Annotated in this window: 20 protein-coding genes and 1 riboswitch; of the genes, 15 read left to right on the top strand and 5 right to left on the bottom strand. The window is 72.4% G+C overall.

Annotated elements, in window-relative coordinates:
• Positions 1–14: 14 nt before the first annotated feature.
• Entirely contained in the window at positions 15–1,142 is a 1,128-nt protein-coding gene (locus ACSHXC_RS29770) for an alpha/beta hydrolase (protein WP_438294520.1), read from the bottom strand.
• Positions 1,143–1,205: 63 nt separating this feature from the next.
• Entirely contained in the window at positions 1,206–1,865 is a 660-nt protein-coding gene (locus ACSHXC_RS29765; protein ID WP_438294519.1) for a class II aldolase/adducin family protein, read from the bottom strand.
• A 111-nt stretch (positions 1,866–1,976) separates the two neighbouring features.
• Between ACSHXC_RS29765 and ACSHXC_RS29760 the strand changes: the two genes are divergently transcribed.
• The 8 genes from ACSHXC_RS29760 to ACSHXC_RS29725 all read left to right on the top strand — a co-directional run bounded on the left by ACSHXC_RS29760 (position 1,977) and on the right by ACSHXC_RS29725 (position 11,468).
• Entirely contained in the window at positions 1,977–2,756 is a 780-nt protein-coding gene (locus ACSHXC_RS29760; RefSeq protein ID WP_438294518.1) for a lysozyme, read from the top strand.
• Between the two features lie 130 nt (positions 2,757–2,886).
• Complete coding sequence (locus ACSHXC_RS29755) at positions 2,887–4,155, top strand: anion permease (RefSeq protein ID WP_438294517.1); 1,269 nt, start codon at positions 2,887–2,889, stop codon at positions 4,153–4,155.
• Between the two features lie 32 nt (positions 4,156–4,187).
• Positions 4,188–4,409, top strand: coding sequence for a hypothetical protein (locus ACSHXC_RS29750; RefSeq protein ID WP_189961316.1), 222 nt, complete (start codon positions 4,188–4,190; stop codon positions 4,407–4,409).
• Between the two features lie 101 nt (positions 4,410–4,510).
• Positions 4,511–4,649, top strand: a riboswitch (cobalamin riboswitch).
• Between the two features lie 98 nt (positions 4,650–4,747).
• Positions 4,748–5,704: a cobalamin biosynthesis protein gene (locus tag ACSHXC_RS29745; RefSeq protein WP_438294516.1), complete on the top strand. Its 957-nt coding sequence runs from the start codon at positions 4,748–4,750 to the stop codon at positions 5,702–5,704.
• Positions 5,686–7,254, top strand: coding sequence for a cobyric acid synthase (locus tag ACSHXC_RS29740; protein ID WP_438294515.1), 1,569 nt, complete (start codon positions 5,686–5,688; stop codon positions 7,252–7,254). The genes ACSHXC_RS29745 and ACSHXC_RS29740 overlap by 19 nt, the downstream gene beginning before the upstream one ends.
• Positions 7,255–7,306: 52 nt before the next feature.
• On the top strand, positions 7,307–9,334 hold the full coding sequence (locus tag ACSHXC_RS29735; protein ID WP_438294514.1) for a putative cobaltochelatase: 2,028 nt from the start codon (positions 7,307–7,309) through the stop codon (positions 9,332–9,334).
• Positions 9,334–9,942, top strand: a complete 609-nt coding sequence (gene cobO / locus ACSHXC_RS29730; protein ID WP_438294513.1) for a cob(I)yrinic acid a,c-diamide adenosyltransferase — start codon at positions 9,334–9,336, stop codon at positions 9,940–9,942. The genes ACSHXC_RS29735 and cobO overlap by 1 nt, the downstream gene beginning before the upstream one ends.
• Positions 9,936–11,468, top strand: coding sequence for a cobyrinate a,c-diamide synthase (locus ACSHXC_RS29725; protein ID WP_438294512.1), 1,533 nt, complete (start codon positions 9,936–9,938; stop codon positions 11,466–11,468). The genes cobO and ACSHXC_RS29725 overlap by 7 nt, the downstream gene beginning before the upstream one ends.
• Before the next feature lie 5 nt (positions 11,469–11,473).
• Here ACSHXC_RS29725 and ACSHXC_RS29720 read toward each other — a convergent pair whose 3' ends face one another.
• Complete coding sequence (locus tag ACSHXC_RS29720) at positions 11,474–12,196, bottom strand: ZIP family metal transporter (RefSeq protein ID WP_438294511.1); 723 nt, start codon at positions 12,194–12,196, stop codon at positions 11,474–11,476.
• Positions 12,197–12,283: 87 nt separating this feature from the next.
• On the opposite strand from ACSHXC_RS29720, the gene cobC reads away from it, so the two are divergent.
• Positions 12,284–13,822, top strand: coding sequence for an Rv2231c family pyridoxal phosphate-dependent protein CobC (gene cobC / locus ACSHXC_RS29715; RefSeq protein WP_438294510.1), 1,539 nt, complete (start codon positions 12,284–12,286; stop codon positions 13,820–13,822).
• Between the two features lie 199 nt (positions 13,823–14,021).
• Here the strand turns inward: cobC and ACSHXC_RS29710 are convergent, their stop codons facing one another.
• Positions 14,022–14,945, bottom strand: a complete 924-nt coding sequence (locus ACSHXC_RS29710; RefSeq protein ID WP_438296895.1) for an SCO1860 family LAETG-anchored protein — start codon at positions 14,943–14,945, stop codon at positions 14,022–14,024.
• 401 nt (positions 14,946–15,346) lie between these two features.
• Between ACSHXC_RS29710 and ACSHXC_RS29705 the strand changes: the two genes are divergently transcribed.
• Both ACSHXC_RS29705 and ACSHXC_RS29700 read left to right on the top strand, forming a co-directional pair.
• On the top strand, positions 15,347–15,943 hold the full coding sequence (locus ACSHXC_RS29705) for a TetR/AcrR family transcriptional regulator (RefSeq protein WP_438294509.1): 597 nt from the start codon (positions 15,347–15,349) through the stop codon (positions 15,941–15,943).
• A gap of 104 nt (positions 15,944–16,047) precedes the next feature.
• Complete coding sequence (locus tag ACSHXC_RS29700) at positions 16,048–17,244, top strand: MFS transporter (RefSeq protein WP_438294508.1); 1,197 nt, start codon at positions 16,048–16,050, stop codon at positions 17,242–17,244.
• Here ACSHXC_RS29700 and ACSHXC_RS29695 read toward each other — a convergent pair.
• Entirely contained in the window at positions 17,222–18,307 is a 1,086-nt protein-coding gene (locus tag ACSHXC_RS29695) for an amidohydrolase family protein (RefSeq protein ID WP_438294507.1), read from the bottom strand. The genes ACSHXC_RS29700 and ACSHXC_RS29695 overlap by 23 nt on opposite strands.
• Before the next feature lie 78 nt (positions 18,308–18,385).
• Between ACSHXC_RS29695 and ACSHXC_RS29690 the strand changes: the two genes are divergently transcribed.
• The 4 genes from ACSHXC_RS29690 (at position 18,386) to ACSHXC_RS29675 (ending at position 22,040) form a co-directional block, all read left to right on the top strand.
• Positions 18,386–19,483, top strand: coding sequence for a pyridoxal-phosphate-dependent aminotransferase family protein (locus tag ACSHXC_RS29690; RefSeq protein ID WP_438294506.1), 1,098 nt, complete (start codon positions 18,386–18,388; stop codon positions 19,481–19,483).
• A 313-nt stretch (positions 19,484–19,796) separates the two neighbouring features.
• The gene (gene ectA, locus ACSHXC_RS29685; protein WP_438294505.1) at positions 19,797–20,318 is read left to right on the top strand and encodes a diaminobutyrate acetyltransferase; all 522 of its coding nucleotides are present in this window, start codon (positions 19,797–19,799) and stop codon (positions 20,316–20,318) included.
• Positions 20,315–21,583: a diaminobutyrate--2-oxoglutarate transaminase gene (gene ectB / locus ACSHXC_RS29680; RefSeq protein WP_438294504.1), complete on the top strand. Its 1,269-nt coding sequence runs from the start codon at positions 20,315–20,317 to the stop codon at positions 21,581–21,583. The genes ectA and ectB overlap by 4 nt, the downstream gene beginning before the upstream one ends.
• A gap of 52 nt (positions 21,584–21,635) precedes the next feature.
• Entirely contained in the window at positions 21,636–22,040 is a 405-nt protein-coding gene (locus ACSHXC_RS29675) for an ectoine synthase (RefSeq protein WP_438294503.1), read from the top strand.
• Position 22,041 lies beyond the last annotated feature (1 nt).

Here is a 22,041-nt window from a genome sequence, read left to right as displayed (position 1 = left end):
TGTCACATGAGGTGTCACATGAGCGGGGTGAGGAAGCGGCGCAGGGTTTCTTCGTAGGTCTGGGGGGCGGCGTTCCACATGGAGGCGTGGGGAGCGTGCGGGACCGTGTGCAGGGCGATCAGTTCCGGGCGGCGGTCGGCCAGTTCACGGGACGGGCCCCAGGGGGCGAGCGTGTCGTCGGGGCCGTGGAAGAGCAGCGTCGGGACACGCAGGGCCTTGGGGTCGACGGCTTCCTGGAGGCGGTCGCCGTGGAGGCCGGTGCGGCCCTGGGCGGCCCGGACGGCGAGCGGGAGCAGCGCGCCCGGGGTGCCGTGGGCGGTGGCGAGAGCCTTGAGGGTGAACTCCCAGTCCAGTACGGGCGAGTCGAGCACGATGCCGCTGATGCGTTCGCGCAGTGCGGACCGGGTGGCGGCGTGCAGGGCCATCGTGGCGCCGGTGGACCAGCCGTGCAGGACGACCCGCCGGGCCCCGGAGCGCAGGGCGTAGCGGATCGCGGCGTCGAGGTCGCGCCACTCGGAGTCGCCGAGGTGGCCGAGCCCGTCCGGCGAGCGGGGCGCGCCGTCGTCGCCGCGGTAGGCGAGGAGAAGCACCGGGAGCTGCTGGCGGTGCAGGAACTCCACGATGTTCAGGGGGTGTTCGCGGGTGGTGCCGAGCCCGTGCACGGCGATCACCCAGGTGGTGCGGGGGCCGGGCACCAGCCAGGCGGGCAGCGGCCCGAGCTCGGCCGCGATCTCGACGTCCTGGTAGTCGAGCCCGAGGGCGGCGCTCGGGGTGCCGCGGTGCACCTGGGGGGTGAGCCGCACCCGGTCCCCCGCCGCGAGGCTGCCGTGGGTGACCCGCTCCAGACGGCGTACCACCGTGTCGGCGGTGTGCGGGGCGCTGTCGAGGACCTCGCCGACGACGGCGTGGGCGCCCTTCCCCTCCAGGCCGTACGTGCCCGGGCGCAGGGACACGAGCGAGCGGGTCAGGGTGATCCGGCCCGGGGCCGTGGCGTGCACGGTCAGCCGGGGGTCGGTGGGCAGCGGGCGGCCCGGCGGCGCCTTGAGGGCGGCGTCGCTGGCATGGCGTCCGGCGACGACCGCTGCCGCGCCGACGCCGAGGAGTGTGGTGACGGCCGCGGCCGTCTTCGTAGCGGGGCGCACCCCTCCAGTCTCGGCTCGGGCCCGCCGGGGTGCCAGTGGGCGGAGCCCATCGGGGCGGCGGGCCTACGGCCGGGGCTGCCCGTAGCCGCGCAGCCGTTCGGCGACCTCGTCGAGCTGGGCGGGGCTGAGCAGGGACGGGGTGCGGCCGGGCAGGGCCGAGGCGGTGAGCCAGAGCCGGCACATCCACTCCAGCTGGGCGGTGCGGTCGTAGGCCTGGGCGAGGCCGGTTCCGTAAGTGACGGCTCCGTGGTTCTGCAGGAGACATCCGGTGCGGCCCTCCAGGGCGCGCAGCATGTTCTCGGCCAACTCCTCGCTGCCGTACAGGGCGTACGGGGCGACCCGGACCGGGCCGCCGAGCGCGGCCGCCATGTAGTGGACCAGGGGCAGTTCGGTGACCAGGGTGGACACGGCCGTGGCGTGCACGGCGTGGGTGTGGACGACGGCCCGCGCCTCGGTGTTCCGGTACACCGCGAGGTGCATCGGGATCTCGCTGGTGGGCCGGAGCGTGCCCATGACCTGGCGGCCTTCGAGGTCGACGGCGACGGTGTCGGCGGGGCCGAGCCGGTCGTAGGGAACGCCGGTCGGGGTGACCAGGACCAGCTCGCCCACGCGTACCGACACATTGCCCGAGGTGCCGACGACCAGCCCTTGTGCGGCGGTCCTGCACGCCGTGTCGATCAGTTCGGCCCATGCCGCGGCGGTCGCCGCCTCGTCGTCGCTCATGCGGCCGATCCTGCCAGGGCCGAGCGGCCGGGATACGGGAGTTCGGTGGTGATCTTCAACTAGCCTCTGGGTGCTTTGTTCCGTACATCATCGGAATTCTGGGGGGACATCATGGCTCGCGACCACAACCCTCTCCCGCGCCGGGCCCGGGTGCGCGGCGCGCTCACGGGGTTCCTGGCCGCGCTGGCGCTGGGCTGTGTGGCGCTCGCGGCGCTGCCCGGCGCCTCCGCCGCGGACAAGCCGCTCGGCCACGACGTCTCCTCGCACCAGAAGAACGTCGACTGGGGCTCGGCGAAGGACCTGGGCGCCTCGTTCGTCTATGTGAAGGCGACCGAGGCGACGTCGTACCGCAATCCCTACTTCGGGCAGCAGTACGACGGCGCCCGGCAGGCGGGTCTGGTGCGCGGGGCCTATCACTTCGCGGTGCCCGACCAGGCGTCCGGCCGGGCGCAGGCCGACTTCTTCGTGCGCCACGGCGGCGACTGGTCGGACGACGGCTGGACGCTGCCGCCCGCGGTCGACCTGGAGCACAACCCGTACGGCAAGGACGCCAAGGACGGCAGCGGCGGCAAGTGCTACGGGCTGAGTCCGGCCGCGATGACCTCCTGGATCGCGGAGTTCAGCGACGAGGTGCAGCTGCTCACCGGCCGCCGCCCGGTGATCTACACGACCGCGGGCTGGTGGAACGACTGCACCGGCCACAACCGGGCCTTCGCCGCGCACCACGCCCTGTGGCTGGCCCGGTACGCCGACACGCCGGGCCCGCTGCCGGCGGGCTGGTCGTACTGGACGTTCTGGCAGTTCCAGAACGGGAGCGGAAGCCTGCCGGGTGACCAGAATCTCTTCAATGGGTCCTTCGGGCAGTTGAAGCGGTTCGCGGCGGGCCGCTGAACGGCTCCAGCCGGCCAACCGGAAGCGAGAAGTGGCCACAGGCACCGACACGCCCGCCCCAGTTCACCTTCCGTTCACTCAGGTTACTTACGTTCGTCCAGCCACTGACGTCGAACGATTGCCTGGGTAAATGGAACACATCACGCTGCTGCTCGCGATTGTGGTCGTGACAGCTCTCGTGTTCGATTTCACGAACGGTTTCCATGACACCGCCAACGCGATGGCCACCACCATCTCGACCGGCGCCCTGAAGCCCAAGACGGCGGTCGCCATGTCCGCCGCGCTCAATCTGGTCGGCGCGTTCCTGTCGGTGGAGGTCGCCAAGACGATCTCCGGCGGGATCATCGACGAAAAAGGCATCAGAACCGAGGTCATCTTCGCGGCCCTGGTCGGTGCCATCCTCTGGAACCTGCTGACCTGGCTGCTCGGTCTGCCCTCCAGCTCCTCGCACGCCCTGTTCGGCGGCCTCATCGGCGCCGCGGTCATGTCGGCCGGATGGTCCTCGGTCAACGGCTCGACCGTGGTCACCAAGGTGCTGCTCCCCGCCGTCGCCGCGCCGATCGTCGCGGGCATCGCCGCGATGCTGGCCACCCGGCTGACGTACCGGCTCAACCGGAACACCGACGAGAAGGCCACCGCCAAGGGCTACCGCGCGGGCCAGATCGCCTCGGCCGGCCTCGTCTCGCTCGCCCACGGCACCAACGACGCCCAGAAGACGATGGGCATCATCACCCTCGCCCTGGTCACCGGCGGTGTGCTGCACCCGGGCGCGAACCCCCCGCTGTGGGTCATCGTCTCGGCCGGTCTGGCCATCGCGATGGGCACCTACCTCGGCGGCTGGCGCATCATCCGCACCATGGGCAAGGGCCTGACCGAGCTGCGCCCGCCGCAGGGCTTCGCCGCCCAGACCGGTGCCGCCACCGTCATCCTGGCCTCCTCGCACATCGGCTTCTCGCTCTCCACCACCCAGGTCTGCTCGGGCTCCGTCATGGGCGCGGGCATCGGCCGCAAGGGCGGCGTGGTCCGCTGGTCCACCGCCTCCCGGATGGCCGTCGCCTGGGTTCTGACGCTGCCGGCCGCCGGACTCGTCGGCGCGGGCGCGGAGTTCCTCACCAAGCAGGGCACCTGGGGCATCGTCGCCGTCGCGATCCTCCTGATCGCCGGTTCGGGCACCATCTGGAAGCTGTCGCGCCGCCAGCCGGTCGACCACCACAACGTCACCGCCGACGAGATCGGCGAGGCCCCCGCGGCCGAGCCCGCCGGTGTCGTCACCACCGCGATCGCCGCGGTCACCCCGCCGCCGACCGCGGCGGCCGCCGCGACCATCGACCTCAAGGCCACGATCCAGGCCCCGGCCCCGGCGGCCCCTGCCGACCCGCCCACCCCGGCGACGGTCTGACCCCGGTTCTCCGGCACAGCTAAGGAATCCTCATGCACATCGACTGGGCAGCTCTCGGCTCCGTCTTCGGCGTCAGCCTCGTGGTGACCGTCGGCCTGGTGGGCCTGTTCACCCTCGGCATCGTCGGCCTCACCAAGCACGAGGCCGCGGCCTCCGGCACCGGCAATGTGGCGCTGGCCCGCACCGGTGCGTACGTCTGCTTCGCGGCCTGCGCGGCGGCCGTCGCGTACGGGATCTATCTGATCGTCGCCTGACCCACGGACATCACCAGAACCGCCCTCCGGTCCGTTCCGGAGGGCGGTTCTGTGTGGCGCCGCGCACTCTCTCGCACCGCAGGTCAACGGCAAGTTGACGGGTGTTCTCGCAGCGTGGTGGACTGCACCGGCCAGCTACGGCGGCAGAAGAGGAAGCCGGTGCGAATCCGGCGCGGTCCCGCCACTGTCACCGGGGAATGATCCCCGCGAGCCAGGAACTCTCACCGCCGGTCACGTCGAACCAGGGCGCGGACACCCTGAGTGAGGACATACCGCCATGCGCGCCTGCCCGTCGAGACATTCCGGCCCCTCCCGCGACGCCCTGACGGGCTGAGCGCATGCGGGCCGATCGCACCTTCGCCTACGGCGCCACGGCCGGACTCATCGGCGACCTCCTGCTCGGCGACCCCCGCCGCGGGCATCCGGTCGCCGCGTTCGGACGCGCGGCCGGCGCCGTCGAACGCGTCCTGTGGCGCGACCACCGCGGCCGGGGCGCACTGCACACTCTGGTGTGCGCGGGCGGCGCCGCGGGCGCTGCCGTCCTTCTTTCCCGCGCCGTACGAGGCCGGCCCGCCGCATCCGTCGCGCTGACCGCCGCCGCCACCTGGACGGTGGTGGGCGGCACCTCGCTCGGCCGCGAGGCGCGGGCGATCGGCGGCGCGCTGGCCGCGGGCGACGTGGAGGTGGCCCGGGAGCGCCTGCCGCACCTGTGCGGGCGCGACCCGCAGTCGCTGGACGCGGACGGCATCGCGCGGGCCGTCGTCGAGTCGGTCGCCGAGAACACCTCGGACGCGGTCGTCGGCGCCCTGGTGTGGGGCGCGCTCGCGGGCGTGCCGGGTCTGGTGGGCTTCCGGGCGGTCAACACGCTGGACGCGATGGTCGGGCACAAGTCGGCCAGATACCGCAGGTACGGCTGGGCCTCGGCGCGCCTGGACGACGTGGCGGGCTGGCCGGGCGCCCGCCTCACCGCCGTCCTCGCGGCGCTGGCGGGCCCGGACGCCAAGGGCGCGGTACGGGCCTGGCGCGCCGATGCCGCCCAGCACCCGAGCCCCAACGCGGGCCCGGTCGAGGCCGCGTTCGCGGGGGCGCTGGGCGTACGGCTCGGCGGCACGCTCTCCTATGCCGGACGCGTCGAGCACCGGCCGGTCCTCAACGGCCCGGGGCGGGCCGTCGAGGTCGCGGACATCGAACGGGCGGTACGGCTCTCGCGCAGGGTGGGCTGGCTGACGCTGGCCGCCTCCGTCGCGACCAGGGCCGCTGTGAGGAAGGGACGTACATGGGTGGCGGGCTGCTGATCGCGGGCACGACCTCGGACGCGGGCAAGAGCGTCGTCACGGCCGGGATCTGCCGCTGGCTGGTGCGCCAGGGCGTCAAGGTCGCGCCCTTCAAGGGCCAGAACATGTCGCTGAACTCGTTCGTCACGCGCGAGGGCGCGGAGATCGGCCGTGCGCAGGCGATGCAGGCGCAGGCGGCGCGCGTGGAGCCGAGCGCGCTCATGAACCCCGTGCTGCTCAAGCCGGGGAGCGACCGCTCCAGCCAGGTCGTGCTCATGGGCAGGCCGGTGGGTGAAATGAGCGCCCGCGGGTTCTTCGGGGCGGCCGGGGGGTCGTCCCTGGGGAAGGCGCTGCACGGGGGACGGCAGCAGACGCTGCTCGGCACCGTCCTGGAGTGCCTGGAGGAGCTTCGGGGCACTTATGACGCCGTGATCTGCGAGGGGGCGGGCAGCCCGGCCGAGATCAATCTGCGGCGTACCGACATCGTCAACATGGGCATCGCGCGGGCCGCGCGGCTGCCCGTCGTCGTGGTCGGCGACATCGACCGGGGCGGCGTGTTCGCCTCGTTCTTCGGGACGACGGCGCTGCTCAGCCCCGAGGACCAGGCGCTGGTCGCCGGCTACGTCGTCAACAAGTTCCGGGGCGATGTGACGCTCCTGGAGCCCGGCATCGAGATGCTGCGCGGCCTCACGGGGCGGCACACCTACGGGATCCTGCCGTACGCCCACGGCCTCGGCATCGACGAGGAGGACGGCCTCAGGGTCTCCCTGCGCGGGGCCGTACGGGAGTCCGTGGTGGCGCCGCCGGTCGGCGAGGACGTGCTGCGGGTCGCCGTCTGTGCCGTTCCGCTGATGTCCAATTTCACCGACGTGGACGCGCTCGCGGCCGAGCCCGGCGTGGTCGTGCGGTTCGTCGACCGGCCCGAGGAGCTCACCGACGCCGACCTCGTGGTGGTACCCGGCACCCGCGGCACGGTCCGCGCCCTGGAGTGGCTGCGCGAGCGCGGCCTCGCGGCGGAACTGGCGCGCAGGGCCGCCGGGGGCCGCCCCGTACTCGGCATCTGCGGCGGGTTCCAGCTGCTCGGCGAGCACATCGAGGACGAGGTCGAGTCGAGGGCGGGCTCGGTCGCCGGTCTCGGGCTGCTTCCGGTACGGGTGCGGTTCGCCGCCGAGAAGACCCTGGCCCGGCCCGTCGGCGAGGCCCTCGGGGAGCCCGTCGAGGGGTACGAGATCCACCACGGGGTGGCCGAGGTCCTGGGCGGGGACACGTTCATCTCTGATGACAATGGACACAGCTTGGACGGATGCCACGTGGGTGCCGTCTGGGGTACGCACTGGCACGGCTCCCTGGAGAGCGACGGGTTCCGGCGCCGGTTCCTCGAACACGTCGCCCGGGCCGCGGGCCGCCGGTTCGTGCCCGCGCCCGACACCTCGTTCGGCGCGCTGCGCGAGGAACAGCTCGACCGGCTCGGCGACCTGATCGAAGAACACGCGGACACCGACGCCCTGTTGCGGCTGATCGAGCAGGGCCCGCCCGCCGGGCTGCCCTTCATCCCGCCGGGGGCGCCATGAGCACCCCCGCGAGCCCGCGGCGTACAGCACTACTCGAAGGAGAGATCGGCACATGAGCACCCGGTATCCGTTCACCGCCGTCGTCGGCATGGACGACCTGCGCCTCGCGCTGCTCCTGAACGCGGTGAGCCCGGCCGTGGGCGGCGTGCTCGTGCGCGGCGAGAAGGGCACGGCGAAGAGCACCGCCGTACGTGCCCTTGCCGATCTGCTGCCCGAGGTAGGGGTCGTGGCGGGCTGCCGCTTCAGCTGCGATCCGGCCGCGCCCGACGCGCAGTGCCCGGACGGGCCGCACGAGAGCAGTCCCGGCACCGCCCGCGCGGCGCGCATGGTCGAGCTCCCGGTGGGCGCGTCCGAGGACCGTCTGGTGGGCGCGCTCGACATCGAGCGGGCGCTCGGCGAGGGCGTGAAGGCCTTCGAGCCGGGGCTGCTCGCGGACGCGCACCGCGGCATCCTGTACGTCGACGAGGTCAACCTCCTGCACGACCACCTCATCGACCTGCTCCTCGACGCCGCCGCCATGGGCTCGTCCTATGTCGAGCGCGAGGGCGTCTCGGTGCGGCACGCCGCACGGTTCCTGCTCGTCGGCACGATGAACCCCGAAGAGGGCGAGCTGCGGCCGCAGTTGCTCGACCGGTTCGGCCTGACCGTCGAGGTCGCGGCCTCGCGCGAGCCCGAGCAGCGGGTCGAGGTCGTGCGGCGCCGTCTCGCGTACGACGACGACCCGGCCGCGTTCGCCGCCCGCTGGGCGGACGAGGAGGGCGCGCTGCGCCAACGCATCGTTGCGGCACGGGAGTTGCTGCCCTCGGTCGTGCTCGGCGACGCGGTGCTGCTCCAGATCGCCGCCACCTGCGCCGCGTTCGAGGTGGACGGCATGCGCGCCGACATCGTGATGGCGCGCACCGCGACCGCGCTCGCCGCGTGGGCGGGGCGCACCGAGGTGGCGTCCGAGGACGTCCGGCAGGCCGCGCTGCTCGCCCTTCCGCACCGGCGCCGGCGCAACCCGTTCGACGCGCCGGGCCTCGACCAGGACAAGCTCGACGAGACGCTGGAGCAGTTCCAGGACGAGAACGAGGGCGACGACGATCCGGACCCGGGCCCCGACGGCCCGGGCGGTGGCGGCGGAGGCGGCGGGGTGCCGCCGCAGGGCGACTCCCCCGAGAGCCCCGCGGAATCCCCCGAGTCGCCGGACTCCTCCGACGACGTGGAGCCGCCCGCCGCCCCCGCGCCGAGCGGCCCCGGCGAGCGGGCCGCGGTGAAGGCCGCCGAGCCGTTCCGTACGAAGATGCTGAGCGTGCCCGGGCTCGGCGAGGGCGCGGCGGGCCGGCGCTCGCGGGCCCGTACCGACCACGGCCGCACCACCGGTTCGCGCCGGCCCCAAGGGGCGCTCACCAAGCTGCACTTGACGGCGACCGTACAGGCGGCGGCCCCGCATCAGCGGGCGCGCGGGCGATCGGGCCGCGGCCTCGTGGTGCGCCGGGACGATCTGCGCCAGGCCACCCGCGAGGGCCGCGAGGGCAACCTCGTCCTGTTCGTGGTGGACGCGTCCGGGTCGATGGCGGCCCGGCAGCGGATGAGCGCGGTCAAGGGCGCGGTGCTCTCGCTGCTCCTCGACGCCTACCAGCGCCGCGACAAGGTCGGCCTGATCACGTTCCGCGGCAAGGAGGCCGACCTTGCGCTTCCGCCCACCTCGTCGGTGGACGCGGCCGCCGCCCGGCTCGAAACGCTGCCGACCGGCGGGCGTACGCCGCTCGCGGCGGGGCTGCTCAAGGCCCATGACGTGCTGCGCGTGGAGCGGCTGCGCGACCCGTCGCGCCGGCCGCTGCTCGTGGTCGTCACCGACGGCCGGGCCACGGGCGGCCCCGAGCCGGTGGCGCTCGCCGGGCGGGCGGCCCGGCTGCACGCCGCCGAGGGCACCGCGTCGGTGGTCGTGGACTGCGAGTCGGGGATGGTACGGCTCGGGCTCGCCGGGGAGCTGGCGCGCGAACTCGGCGGCACCGCCGTCACCTTGGACGAGCTGCGCGCCGACTCCATCGCCGGTCTCGTCAAGGACGCAACTGGAACTTCGAGGAGGGCCGCTTAATGCCGCAGGGACAGGTCAGTGTCGTACCCGAGGACGGTCTGACGACCCGTCAGCGCCGCAACCGGCCGCTGGTCATGGTGCACACGGGCATCGGCAAGGGGAAGTCGACGGCCGCGTTCGGGATGGCGCTGCGCGCCTGGAACCAGGGCTGGCCGATCGGGGTGTTCCAGTTCGTGAAGTCGGCGAAGTGGAAGGTCGGCGAGGAGAACGCGCTGAAGGTGCTCGGGGCGTCCGGCGAGGGCGGCCTCGTCGACTGGCACAAGATGGGCGAGGGCTGGTCCTGGATCCAGCGCGAGACCGCCGAGGGCGAGCCGACCCACGAGGAGAAGGCCCGCGAGGGCTGGGAGCAGGTCAAGCGCGACCTGGCCGCCGAGACGTACAAGTTCTACGTCCTCGACGAGTTCGCCTACCTGCTGCACTGGGGCTGGGTCGACGTCGACGAGGTCGTCTCGGTGCTGCGCGACCGCCCCGGCACCCAGCACGTGGTCATCACCGGCCGCAACGCGCCGCAGGCACTGCTCGACTACGCGGATCTCGTCACGGACATGTCCAAGGTGAAGCACCCGATGGACGCGGGACAGAAGGGCCAGCGGGGCATCGAGTGGTAGCACGTCTCGTCGTCGCCGCCCCGTCGTCGGGCAGCGGGAAGACCACCGTCGCGACCGGCCTGATGGCCGCGTTCACACGGTCCGGGCTCGCCGTGTCCCCGCACAAGGTGGGGCCCGACTACATAGACCCCGGGTACCACTCGCTCGCGACCGGGCGGCCCGGCCGCAACCTCGACGCGTACATGTGCGGGCCCGAGCTGATGGCCCCGCTGTTCGCGCACGGGGCGCGCGGCTGCGACCTCGCCGTGGTCGAGGGCGTGATGGGCCTGTACGACGGGGCGAGCGGGCTCGGTGAACTCGCCTCCACCGCCCAGGTGTCCAAGCTGCTGCGCGCCCCGGTGGTGCTCGTCGTGGACGCGTCCTCGCAGTCCCGGTCGGTGGCCGCGCTCGTCCACGGCTTCGCGTCGTGGGACCCCGAGGTGCGGATCGGCGGGGTGATCCTCAACAAGGTCGGCTCGGACCGGCACGAGGCGCTGCTGCGCGAGGCGATGGAGGACGTGGGGGTGCCGGTCCTCGGCGCCCTGCGCCGTGCCCCCCAGGTCGACACCCCGTCCCGGCACCTGGGCCTGGTGCCGGTCGCCGAGCGGCGGGCCGATGCGTTGGACGCGGTGGCGGCCATGGGGGAGCAGGTGCGGCAGGGCTGCGATCTGCCCGGGCTCCTGGCTCTGGCGCGGTCGGCTCCGCCGCTGGGGGTGGAGGCGTGGGAGCCGGGCCTTGAATTCCCCCACCCCGCCCCTTCCCGAAAGCCTCCGGCGGTGGGTGGGGACGAAGTTGTTCGGGGGCTGACGCCCCCAAACCCCCGACAGGGCAATATCCAGCCCCTCCGGCGTTTGAGGAGCGGGGGTCCGGGGGCAGAGCCCCCCACGCGGCGGAGCCGCACAGTGTCGCAGCGGGAAGGGGCGGGGTGGGGAAGAGGCTCCGCGCAGCGGCCCCTCGTCGCCGTCGCCGGTGGCTCCGCCTTCACGTTCTCGTACGCCGAGCACACCGAGCTCCTCACCGCCGCCGGCGCGGAGGTCGTCACCTTCGACCCACTCAAGGACGAGCAACTCCCGCTCGGCACAAGCGGGTTGGTGATAGGCGGCGGGTTTCCGGAGATGTACGCCGCCGAGCTGTCGGCCAACGAACCGCTCCGCAAGGCCGTCGCCGAGCTCGCGCGGTCGGGGGCGCCCGTGGCCGCCGAGTGCGCGGGGCTGCTCTACCTCGCGCGGTCGCTGGACGGGCAGCCCATGTGCGGGGTGCTCGACGCCGACGCACGGATGTCGGGGCGGCTCACCCTCGGGTACCGGGAGGCCGTCGCGGTGCGGGACAACAGCCTGGCCGTCGCCGGGACGAGGCTGCGCGGCCACGAGTTCCACCGCACCGTGATCGAGCCGGGCGCGGGCACCGACCCCGCGTGGGGCATCGTGCACCCGGAGCGCCGCGTCGAGGGCTTCGTGCAGCAGGGCGTGCACGCCAGCTATCTGCACACGCACTGGGCGGCCCGGCCGGAGGTCGCCCGCCGGTTCGCCGAGGGCTGCGCGAGATGACGTGCTCAGCCGGCGGTGCCCACCACCAGCCAGATGAACCCCACACCCGCGACGGTGCACAGCAGCGTCGACAGGGCGGGGTGCTCGTGGTGGGCCTCGGGGAGGATCTCGGCGGCGGCCAGATACAGGAGCACGCCGCCGAAGAAGCCCAGATAGCTGCCGAGCAGCTGCTCCGGAAGAGTGAACAGCAGGGTCGAGGCGGCCCCCGCCATCGGGGCGAGCGCGTCGGCGAACAGCATCGCCAGCGCCTTGCGCTTCTCGTTCCCGTACAGGCTGGTGATCGTGTACGTGTTGAAGCCGTCGGCGAAGTCGTGGGTGATGACGGCGAGCGCCACGGCGACGCCCATGCCGGCGCCCACCTGGAAGGCCGCGCCGATCGCGATGCCGTCCATCAGGCTGTGCCCGACCATCGCGGAGGCGACGGTGACGCCGACCTGCGGGGCCCGGTGTTCGCCCGCCCCGTGGGCGGCCTGGCGCACGGCCAGGACCCGCTCGACGACGTGCGCGAAGAGGAAGCCGCCGACGAACAGGAGCAGCGCGCGGGGCACCCCGAAGAGGTCCTCGCCTGCCGCGTCCAGGGCTTCGGGCAGCAGGTCGAGCCCGACCACGCCCAGCATGAGTCCGCCCGCGAGCCCGAGCACCAGGTGGCGCCGGTCAGTGACCCGCTGGGCGGTCCAGCCGCCGACCAGGGTCATCAGGAACGCGCCGAGCGCGACGAATACCGCCATGCGCCCTTGCTAACCGACGGTGCCCGTACTCCGCACGTCCGCGTCCGGCTCCGCCGCCGCTCCAGAGCGGCCTGAGAGGATCCCGCCATGGCCGACGACGCCCGCATCCCCCAGCGCACCGGGCCGCCGCTCGTCGTGGGCGTCGGCGCCTCGAAGGGCGTGTCCGTCGACGAGGTGCTCACCCTGATCGAAGCCGCCCTGTCGGACGCGGGCCTCGATCCGCTCGCCGTCGCCGAACTGGCCACCGTGGACGCCAAGTCGAGGGAGCCGGGCGTCGTGGGGGCGGCGCGGAAACTCGGGGTGCCGCTCGTCGCGTACGCCGCCGACGAGCTCGCGGCCGTCCCGGTGCCGCACGGCTCGGACGACGTACGCGCCGCCGTCGGGACCCGTTCCGTGGCGGAGGCCGCCGCCCTGGCCGGAGGCGGTGAACTGCTCGTCCCCAAGCGGAAGTCGAACCCCACCGGCCGCGCCGCCATGGCGACGTGTGCGATCGTACGTCGACCCCACCTCCGGACGTTCGCCGACCGACGCGACGGACCCCCCACCAGGAGCGAAGCCATGTCCCTGCCTGCCACCGAGGCCCAGCACGATCTGCGTCACCACGGTGACGCCGAGGTCCGCGACGACGGCGGCGAGCTGACCGATCTCGCCGTCAATGTCCGCACCGGCACTCCCCCGGCCTGGCTGCGGGAGCGCATCGCCGGCTCCCTGACCGGGCTCGCCGCCTATCCGGACGGGCGCTCCGCGCACGCGGCGGTGGCGGCGCGGCACGGCCTCCCGGTGGAGCGGGTGCTCCTTGCGGCGGGCGCCGCAGAGGCGTTCGTCCTCATCGCCCGAGCGCTGACGTTCCGTCACCCAGTCGTGGTGCACCCGCAGTTCACGGAGCCGGAGGCGGCCCTTCGCGACGCGGGACACGACGTGCGGCGGGTGCTGCTGCGGGCCGAGGACGGCTTCCGGCTCGACCCCTCGGCCGTCCCCGAGGAGGCGGACCTGGTGGTGGTCGGCAATCCGACCAACCCCACGTCCGTACTGCACCCGGCCCGCACCTTGGCCCAACTCGCCCGGCCCGGGCGGACGTTGGTGGTGGACGAGGCGTTCCTGGACGCGGTGCCGGGCGAGCGCGAGGCCCTGGCGGGCCGCACCGACCTGCCCGGCCTGGTCGTGCTGCGCAGCCTGACCAAGACGTGGGGCCTGGCGGGGCTGCGGATCGGTTACGTGCTGGCTGCCCCGGAGACGATTTCCGCTCTCCAGCGAGCCCAGCCGCTGTGGCCGGTGTCGACCCCGGCGCTGGTCGCGGCAAGCGCCTGCATGGAACCCCGGGCGCTGGCGGAGGCCGAGGCGGCGGCCGTGCGGGGCACCTCCGACCGGGCGCATCTGCTCGCCGGGCTGGCGGAGTTCGAGGAAGTGGCGGTGGTGGAGCCGGCGGAGGGGCCTTTCGTGCTCGTACGGATCGAGGGTGCGGCGGAGGTCAGGGCGCGGCTGCGGGGGCTCGGCTTCGCGGCCCGGCGGGGCGACACGTTCCCGGGCCTCGGCCCTGAGTGGCTCCGCTTGGCGGTACGCGACCGCCCCACCACCAACCGCTTCCTCCAGGCCCTGGACCAGGCCCTGACCCTGACGGCCCGCTGAGCCCGGGGCCCCACCCTGGGACTCCGCCCCAGACCCCGGGACGCCCCCCGCACCACCCCTTCCGGTGAAGATGCCGGTGCGGGCCAGGGTTGGTGCTGTTAGGGGCGCGGGGAACTGCGCGACCAGCCACCCACGGTCCGCAGGCCGAAGGGGGCCCGGGGCGCAGCCCCGCGGGCGGGCGGCACCCCACCCCCCGGGGTCAACCCCGCCCACCCCGCACCCGCGAACGCACAAGCACCCCCGCCCCGCCCACGAGCAGCACCGCCGCCCCGCCCACCAGGTACGGCGTGGCAGAACTCCCCCCGGTATCCGCCAACTTGGTCTCCGACGCGACGCTCTGCGTCACCGCCGTGGAGACGGGACCCTCGTCCGGGGCCGGCTTCGCGGGCGGCGCCTTCGGGGACTCGCAGGTCGCCTCCGCAAGCGTGACCTCGCCCTTGACTACAGCAACGTTCAGATGGAGCGGGTTGACCGAGATCTTCAGCTGAAGAGCGACGGCCGCCGCGGTCCGCGAGGTGGTCGTGGCCTTCGACAGGTCGAGGCCGACCTCCCCGACCCCCGGCACCTGCACCCGCGTCGTCCCGCCCGCCGACAGCGTGACCTTCCTGCCGAGCACGGTCACCGCACCCAGCACATTCGACTTGGCGACCGGTGTACGGCCCGCCTCGCAGACCGCGCTGGAGGTCACCTCCCCCACCTCGACAAGGGAGAGCAGCGGAAGCCCGGGCACGTGCAGCCGGGCGTTGACCAGCCGCGATGCCCCCTCCGACTTCTTCGCGTCGACGCTCGCCTTCGCCGTGGCCACGTCCGCCTTCAGGACATTGACGGGCTGCCCGCCGCCGACCCCGTCGAGCTTCACGGTCAGCGCGGTCTTCTCGGCACCCGCCGGCGCCCGCACCTCGTTGAGCGTGGCCTTCAGCGGTACGTCGACGGCCTTGTTGAGCAGGGAGACGTCGAGCCCGGTGCGCAGCACGACGGCGTCGGCCCGGCCGCCGCCGTCGCCCTCGACGCCGGTCGCCCGCGCGGGCGCGGCGAGCAGCAGCGGCCCGGCGGCGAGCGCCACGCAGGCCGCGATCGCGGCGGGGCGGCGGCCGACCGGACGGCGCGTGGCCGGACCGTTCACAGGCAGGCAGAAGGGCAGGCCGGAGTTGTTGCTGTTCAAAACGGTGGAACCCCCACAGGAGACATGGCAGTCCGGGCGCCCGCCACGGGGACTCGTGGGACTCCTGCGAATCGAGGGGCGCGTCGGCAACTTGGGACACCGAATCTTTACGCACCGAGAGTGAACTGGCGGTCACCTGACGCGAGTTCACCACAAAGGGTGACTTCCATTCTGATATTCGATTGTTCCGGCACTATCTCCCCCTCCCGTCACCCCCGGCACCGACCCGCACCCCGTACGCCGCCCCACCACACCGGCGTACGCATGAAGGGGTTCAACGACCCGGCCACACCTCGCGTACCGTCTGGTCAATCAGGCAATGTATTGGACAGCTCGATTCAAAACAGTGCTACGGTACGACCATGGCCCGACCGAGACAGTTCGACGAGGAGCGGGCCCTGGACGCGGCGATGCGCGCGTTCTGGGCGAACGGCTACGAAGCCACCTCGACCCAGGACCTGTGCGAGGCCACCGGACTGGGCCGCAGCAGCATCTACAACACGTTCATCAGCAAGCACGACCTCTTCGAGCGGGCACTCGGCCGCTATATCGACATGATGACGGCGACCCAGCTCGAACTCCTCGAGGACGAACGACTCGGCCCACTGGAGCGCATCCGGGCCCTGTTCGCCCTGGTCGTCGACGGCGAGATGAAGGAGCGCCGCGACGGGCGCAGCATCGGCTGCCTCTCGGTCAACGCCACGGTCGAGCTCGCCCGCCGCGACGCCAGGGCCGCCGCCCTCCTGGAGCGCGACCTGGCCCGCCGCCTCGACGCGCTGCGTACGGTCATCACCACCGGCCGGAGCGCCGGCGAGATCACCTCCCGGCGCGATCCGCTCACCCTCGCCCGCTACCTCAACTCGGTGATCGCCGGGCTGCGGGTGGCCGGCCAGGGCGGCGCCGACCGTGCCGACCTGGAGGGCATCGTCGACGCCGCCCTGGACACACTCACCAGCTGATTTCCCGTCACCTCCCGGCCCGCCAGGCCGGGTTGACGCATGGGTCAGTTTCGTACTGAACAATCCATAACAAGTAGCCGGCCCCGAACAGGAGCACCTCTGTCATGCCTCGCGCCGTTTACGTACTGGCCCTGGGGATCTTCGCCATGGTCACCAGCGAGTTCGTCGTCGCCGGACTGATGCCGCAGATGGCGGCGGGCCTCGATGTCACCGTCCCTCGGATCGGCTATCTCATCACCGCGTTCGCTCTGGCCATGGCGTTCGGCGGCCCGTTCCTGACCGTGGCCGTGATGCGGCTGCCGCAGAAACGGGCGCTGATGGTGCTGTTCGGCGTCTTCCTGATCGGCAATGTGCTGGCCGCGACCGCCACCACGTACGCGGTCATGCTGCTCGCGCGGGTCGTCACCGGCACCGCCTCGCAGGCGTTCTTCGGTGTCTCTCTGTCGATCTGTGCCCAGCTGACCCGGCCCGAGGAACGCGGCCGGGCCACGTCCGTCGCGCTCAACGGGCTGATGCTCGGCACCCTCCTCGGGCTGCCGCTCTCCACCCTGATAGGTGAACACCTGGGCTGGCGGGCCGCGTTCTGGGCCATCACCGTGCTGACCGTGGCCGCCGCGCTGTGCACCCTGGCCGGAGTGCCCCGGCTCGGCCGGGCCGAGGACGGCGGGGGCTTGCGGCAGGAGATGGCCGTCCTCCGGCGGCCCAGGCTGTGGCTGGCGCTCGTCACCAGCATGTTCGTCATCGGCGCGACGTTCTCCGCGTTCAGCTACTTCAGCCCGATCCTGACCGAGGTCACGGGGTTCGGCAGCGGAGCCGTTCCGGTGCTGCTCATCGCGCACGGGGCCGCGACCGTGATCGGCAACTACGTGGTCGGCCGGCTCGCCGACCGGTACGCGCTCAACGTGCTCGCGGCCGGGCTCGCACTGAACCTGCTCTTCCTCACCGGGTTCGCGCTGCTCGCCCGACTCGCCCTGCCCGCCGTGGTGTTCATGCTGGGCATCGGCCTGGTCGGGGTCACCATGAACCCGGCGATGGTCACGCGGGTGCAGCGCATCGCCAACGCCCGGCCACTGGTGAACTCGGTGCACTCCTCGTTCATCACGCTCGGCGTCGGCATCGGCTCCTCGCTCGGCGGGGTCGGCGTGAACCACTTCGGACTGCGGGCGCCGCTGTGGCTCGGCGCGGGGCTCGCCGCGCTCGGCATCCTCAGCCTGCTGCCCGAGCTGGCAGCCCGTCGGCGGCGCACCAGCGAACTGCCCGTTCCTGAGCGCGAGTTGGTCAGCCCACAACGCGTCCGTTGAGCACGATCCGGCTCGGCGCGGCCAGGGCCCGGACGTCCGCGCGCGGGTCCTGGCCGTAGACCACCAGGTCCGCCGGGGCGCCCTCTTCGAGGACCGGGCGGCCGAGCCACCTCCTGGCCCCCCAGGCCGTCGCGGAGAGCGCGTCGACCGGCGGGATGCCCGCCTTCACGAGCTCGGCGACCTCGGCGGCGACCAGGCCGTGGGCGAGCGAGCCGCCCGCGTCCGTGCCGACGAACACGGGAATCCCGGCGTCGTAGGCGGAGCGCACCGTGTCGTAGCGGCGCTCGTACAACCGCCGCATGTGGGCGGCCCAGCCCGGGAACTTGGCCTCGCCGCCGTCGGCCATGTGCGGGAACGTGGCGATGTTGACCAGCGTCGGCACGATCGCCACGCCCCGCTCGGCGAACAGCGGGATGGTGTCCTCGGTCAGGCCCGTGGCGTGCTCGATGCAGTCGATGCCCGCCTCGACCAGGTCCCGGAGCGAGTCCTCGGCGAAGCAGTGCGCGGTGACCCGGGCGCCGAGCCGGTGGGCCTCCGCGATCGCGGCCTCGACCTCGCCGCGCGGCCAGCACGCGGCCAGGTCGCCCTCGTCGCGGTCGATCCAGTCGCCGACCAGCTTGACCCAGCCGTCGCCGCGCCGTGCCTCCTGGGCGACGTAGGCGACGAGGTCGCCGGGCTCGATCTCGTGGCCGTAGTTGCGGATGTAGCGGCGGGTGCGGGCGATGTGCCGGCCCGCCCTGATGATCTTCGGCAGATCCTCTCGGTCGTCGACCCAGCGGGTGTCGGAGGGTGAGCCCGCGTCGCGGATCAGCAGGGTTCCGGCGTCACGGTCGGTGAGGGCCTGCTTCTCGCTCACCTCGTCCGGCACCGGGCCGTGCCGGTCGAGCCCGACGTGGCAGTGCGCGTCGACCAGGCCCGGCAGCGCCCAGCCGGTCACGGTGAGGGCCTCGCCCGGCGGCCGCTCGTAGGTGATCCGCCCGTCGACCGCCCACAGCTCGTCCCGTACGTCCTCCGGCCCGGCGAGGACCCGCCCCTTCACATGCAGCACCGTGCGATCGCTCATGGTCAGCACTGTACGAGGCGCTGGGTAGTCTCCCTCCAGAGGCTCGAACACCCCGACTTGACCGAAGAAGGCACCGCCGTGACACACCCGCTCCTGGACCTGGCCCCGCTGACCGCCGACCACTTCGCGGCGATCGAGCGCCGCGTGGCCGCCCTGCTCGACACCGATCAGGACGTGGTGATCATGCAGGGCGAGGCGCTGCTCCCCCTGGAGGGCTGTATCCGCGGTGCCGCGCACCCCGGCTCCACCGCGCTGAACGTGGTGACCGGTCCGTACGGGCAGACCTTCGGCAACTGGCTGCGCGACTGCGGGGCCGAGGTGATCGATCTGGAGGTGCCGTTCCACGCGGCGGTCACCGCGGAACAGATCGATCGATCGCTCACCGAACACCCGGAGATCGATTTCGTTTCGCTCGTTCACGCCGAGGCGGCGACCGGCAATACGAACCCGGTCGCGGAGATCGGCGAGGTCGTGCGCCGGCACGGCGCCCTGTTCATGCTGGACGCGGTGGCCTCGGTGGCCGCCGAGCCGCTGCTCCCCGACGCCTGGGGCGTGGACCTGTGTGTGATCGGCGCGCAGAAGGCGATGGGCGGCCCGGCCGGCGTCTCGGCGGTCTCGGTCAGCGCCCGTGCCTGGGAGCGCATCGCCGCCAACCCGAACGCGCCGCGCCGCTCCTACCTCTCTCTCCTGGACTGGAAGCAGCGCTGGATCGACGGCGGCCGCAGGGCCCTGCTGCACGCGCCCGCCCAGCTGGAGATGCTCGCCCTGGAGGCGTGCGTGGAGCGCATCGAGTCCGAGGGCCTGGACGCGCTGATGGCCCGGCACGCCTCGGCCGCCGCCGCGACCCGGGCGGGCGCCGTCGCGCTCGGCGGCGGGCTCGCCCCGTACGTCCACGAGGCCGCGGACGCCGCCCCGGTGGCTACAACGCTGCGTGCGCCGGAGGGAGTTGAGGCCTCGGAGCTGGTCGCCAAGGCGCTCGCCTCCGACCCCTCGCTGCCGCTGATCGCCGGCGGCGGCGCGCTGGCCGCGACGATGATCCGGGTCAACCACTACGGCGTGGACGCCACGCGCGGTGTCGTCCAGTCCTCGCTCGCGGCGCTGGGTGCGGCGCTCGGCGAGTACGGGATCGCAGTGGACCTGGAAGCTGCCCGCAAGGCCGTTTCCGAAACCTGGTGACACTTTTTCCGCGATCCTCCGGCACGTAAAGCACAACTGAATTCTGCAAAACGTTCCACAAAACGGGAAGCTGCTTATCAACCGCAGCTTCCCGTTTTCTTCTGCCCCGACTTTCCGACCTCAAACGCAAAGGTTTCAACAAGGTTCCGGGGCGGTCACATGGGTGTGATCGACTCCACATCCGTTCCTTTTTGTCCGGTAATTCCTGGACAAATCGCCTCGCGCACATGCTCGCGTGATAACACGAACGCCCTCCTTGCACACCCCCTGACGGGAATGCAATTTCAATTTCCGGTCGGTAAATTCGCTCGGCATGACCGCCGCGCAAACAGCAGTCCGTATCGAAAGCCCACGAGTGGAGGACGGAGCCGCGATCTGGCGCATCGCCCGTGACTCCGAGGTACTCGACCTCAACTCCTCGTACAGCTATCTGCTCTGGTGCCGTGACTTCGCGGGGACCTCCGCCGTCGCCCGGGACGACGCCGGCGAGCCGATCGCGTTCATCACCGGCTACGTACGGCCCGAGCGCCCCAGCATCCTGGTCGTCTGGCAGGTCGCCGTCGACCGCGCCCACCGGGGCCACGGGCTCGCCGGGCTGCTGCTCGAAGCGCTGACCGCGAAGGTGTGCGCCTCGCACGGGATCACCGGCGTCGAGACGACGGTGTCGCCGGACAACATCCCCTCCGACCGGCTCTTCACCTCGTACGCGAGGCGGCGCGGCGCGGCCCTCGACCGTGAACTCCTCTTCGATGCGGGCCTGTTCCCCGACGACGGGCACCAGCCCGAAGTCCTCTACCGCATCGGCCCCCTCCACCCCCAGGGAGAATCGCTGTGACCATCACCCCGCCCGCCCTCAGTGTCTTCGAGTCGCTCGAATCGGAGGTGCGCAGCTACTGCCGCGGCTGGCCCGCCGTGTTCGACCGCGCGCAGGGTGCCCGCCTCACCGACGAGGACGGCCACAGCTACCTCGACTTCTTCGCCGGGGCCGGATCACTCAACTACGGCCACAACAACCCCGTACTGAAACGGGCGTTGATCGACTACATCGAGCGGGACGGCATCACGCACGGCCTGGACATGGCGACGACCGCGAAACGGGCGTTTCTGGAGACGTTCCAGAACGTGATCCTGCGCCCGCGCGACCTGCCGTACAAGGTCATGTTCCCCGGCCCGACCGGCACCAACGCGGTCGAGGCAGCGCTGAAGCTGGCCCGCAAGGTCAAGGGCCGCGAGTCGATCGTCTCGTTCACCAACGCCTTCCACGGCATGTCGCTCGGCTCGCTCGCGGTGACCGGCAACGCCTTCAAGCGGGCCGGAGCCGGCATCCCGCTGGTGCACGGCACGCCGATGCCGTTCGACAACTACCTCGACGGCCGGGTGCCCGACTTCCTCTGGTTCGAGCGGCTCCTGGAGGACCAGGGCTCCGGCCTCAACAAGCCGGCCGCCGTGATCGTGGAGACCGTGCAGGGCGAGGGCGGCATCAACGTGGCCCGCGCCGAGTGGCTGCGCGCCCTCGCCGACCTGTGCCGGCGCCGCGACATGCTGCTCATCGTCGACGACATCCAGATGGGCTGCGGCCGCACCGGCGCGTTCTTCTCCTTCGAGGAGGCGGGCATCGTGCCGGACATCGTCACCGTCTCCAAGTCGATCAGCGGCTACGGACTCCCCCTGTCGCTCTGCCTGTTCAAGGGCGAGCTCGACGTGTGGGAGCCCGGCGAGCACAACGGCACCTTCCGCGGCAACAACCCGGCGTTCGTCACCGCGACCGCCGCGCTGGACGCGTACTGGGCCGACGGCCAGATGGAGAAGCACACCCTGGCGCGCGGCGAGCAGGTCGAGCAGGCGCTGCTCGCGCTGTGCGCCGAGCACGGCCGGCTCGGCGCGAGCTACCGGGGCCGCGGCCTGGTCTGGGGCCTGGAGTTCGCCGACCCGGCCCGCGCCTCCGAGGTCTGCGCCCGCGCCTTCGAGCTGGGGCTGCTCCTGGAGACCTCGGGACCGCAGAGCGAGGTGGTCAAGCTGCTTCCGCCGCTGACCATCACGCCCGAGGAGCTCGACGAGGGCCTGCGGACGCTGGCCCGCGCCGTCGCCGCGACCGTCTGATCCGCCCGCACCCCACCGACGTACAGCAAACAGAGAAGGGCATCGACTCACCGTGCTAGTCCGCTCGTTCAAGGACATCGAGAACACCGACCGCCACGTCAGGGCCGCTTCCGGCACCTGGGAGAGCAAGCGGATCGTGCTCGCGAAGGAGAAGGTCGGCTTCTCCCTGCACGAGACCGTCCTGTACGCGGGCACCGAGACCTCCATGTGGTACGCCAACCACATCGAGGCCGTGCTGTGCACCGAGGGCGAGGCCGAGCTCACCAACGAGGAGACCGGCGAGACCCACTGGATCGCGCCGGGCACGATGTATCTCCTCGACGGCCACGAGCGCCACACCCTGCGTCCCAAGACCGACTTCCGCTGCGTCTGCGTCTTCAACCCGCCCGTCACCGGACGGGAGGACCACGACGAGAACGGCGTCTACCCCCTGCTGACCGAACCCGAGGAGGGCTGAC

It is taken from the genome of Streptomyces sp. HUAS TT7 (genome assembly GCF_051550175.1).
Taxonomy (GTDB): domain Bacteria; phylum Actinomycetota; class Actinomycetes; order Streptomycetales; family Streptomycetaceae; genus Streptomyces.
The sequence above is the reverse complement of the archived record's forward strand: the minus strand, read 5'-3'. Positions and strand labels throughout refer to the sequence as shown.

What these genes read in the sequence shown, in the direction of transcription:
- ACSHXC_RS29765 (WP_438294519.1), bottom strand. Translation starts at nt 1,865, where the DNA reads ATGAGCGACGACGAGGCGGCGACCGCCGCGGCATGGGCCGAACTGATC.
- ACSHXC_RS29760 (WP_438294518.1), top strand. Translation starts at nt 1,977, where the DNA reads ATGGCTCGCGACCACAACCCTCTCCCGCGCCGGGCCCGGGTGCGCGGC.
- ACSHXC_RS29755 (WP_438294517.1), top strand. Translation starts at nt 2,887, where the DNA reads ATGGAACACATCACGCTGCTGCTCGCGATTGTGGTCGTGACAGCTCTC.
- ACSHXC_RS29750 (WP_189961316.1), top strand. Translation starts at nt 4,188, where the DNA reads ATGCACATCGACTGGGCAGCTCTCGGCTCCGTCTTCGGCGTCAGCCTC.
- ACSHXC_RS29745 (WP_438294516.1), top strand. Translation starts at nt 4,748, where the DNA reads ATGCGGGCCGATCGCACCTTCGCCTACGGCGCCACGGCCGGACTCATC.
- ACSHXC_RS29740 (WP_438294515.1), top strand. Translation starts at nt 5,686, where the DNA reads ATGGGTGGCGGGCTGCTGATCGCGGGCACGACCTCGGACGCGGGCAAG.
- ACSHXC_RS29735 (WP_438294514.1), top strand. Translation starts at nt 7,307, where the DNA reads ATGAGCACCCGGTATCCGTTCACCGCCGTCGTCGGCATGGACGACCTG.
- cobO (WP_438294513.1), top strand. Translation starts at nt 9,334, where the DNA reads ATGCCGCAGGGACAGGTCAGTGTCGTACCCGAGGACGGTCTGACGACC.
- ACSHXC_RS29720 (WP_438294511.1), bottom strand. Translation starts at nt 12,196, where the DNA reads ATGGCGGTATTCGTCGCGCTCGGCGCGTTCCTGATGACCCTGGTCGGC.
- cobC (WP_438294510.1), top strand. Translation starts at nt 12,284, where the DNA reads ATGGCCGACGACGCCCGCATCCCCCAGCGCACCGGGCCGCCGCTCGTC.
- ACSHXC_RS29705 (WP_438294509.1), top strand. Translation starts at nt 15,347, where the DNA reads ATGGCCCGACCGAGACAGTTCGACGAGGAGCGGGCCCTGGACGCGGCG.
- ACSHXC_RS29700 (WP_438294508.1), top strand. Translation starts at nt 16,048, where the DNA reads ATGCCTCGCGCCGTTTACGTACTGGCCCTGGGGATCTTCGCCATGGTC.
- ACSHXC_RS29695 (WP_438294507.1), bottom strand. Translation starts at nt 18,307, where the DNA reads ATGAGCGATCGCACGGTGCTGCATGTGAAGGGGCGGGTCCTCGCCGGG.
- ectA (WP_438294505.1), top strand. Translation starts at nt 19,797, where the DNA reads ATGACCGCCGCGCAAACAGCAGTCCGTATCGAAAGCCCACGAGTGGAG.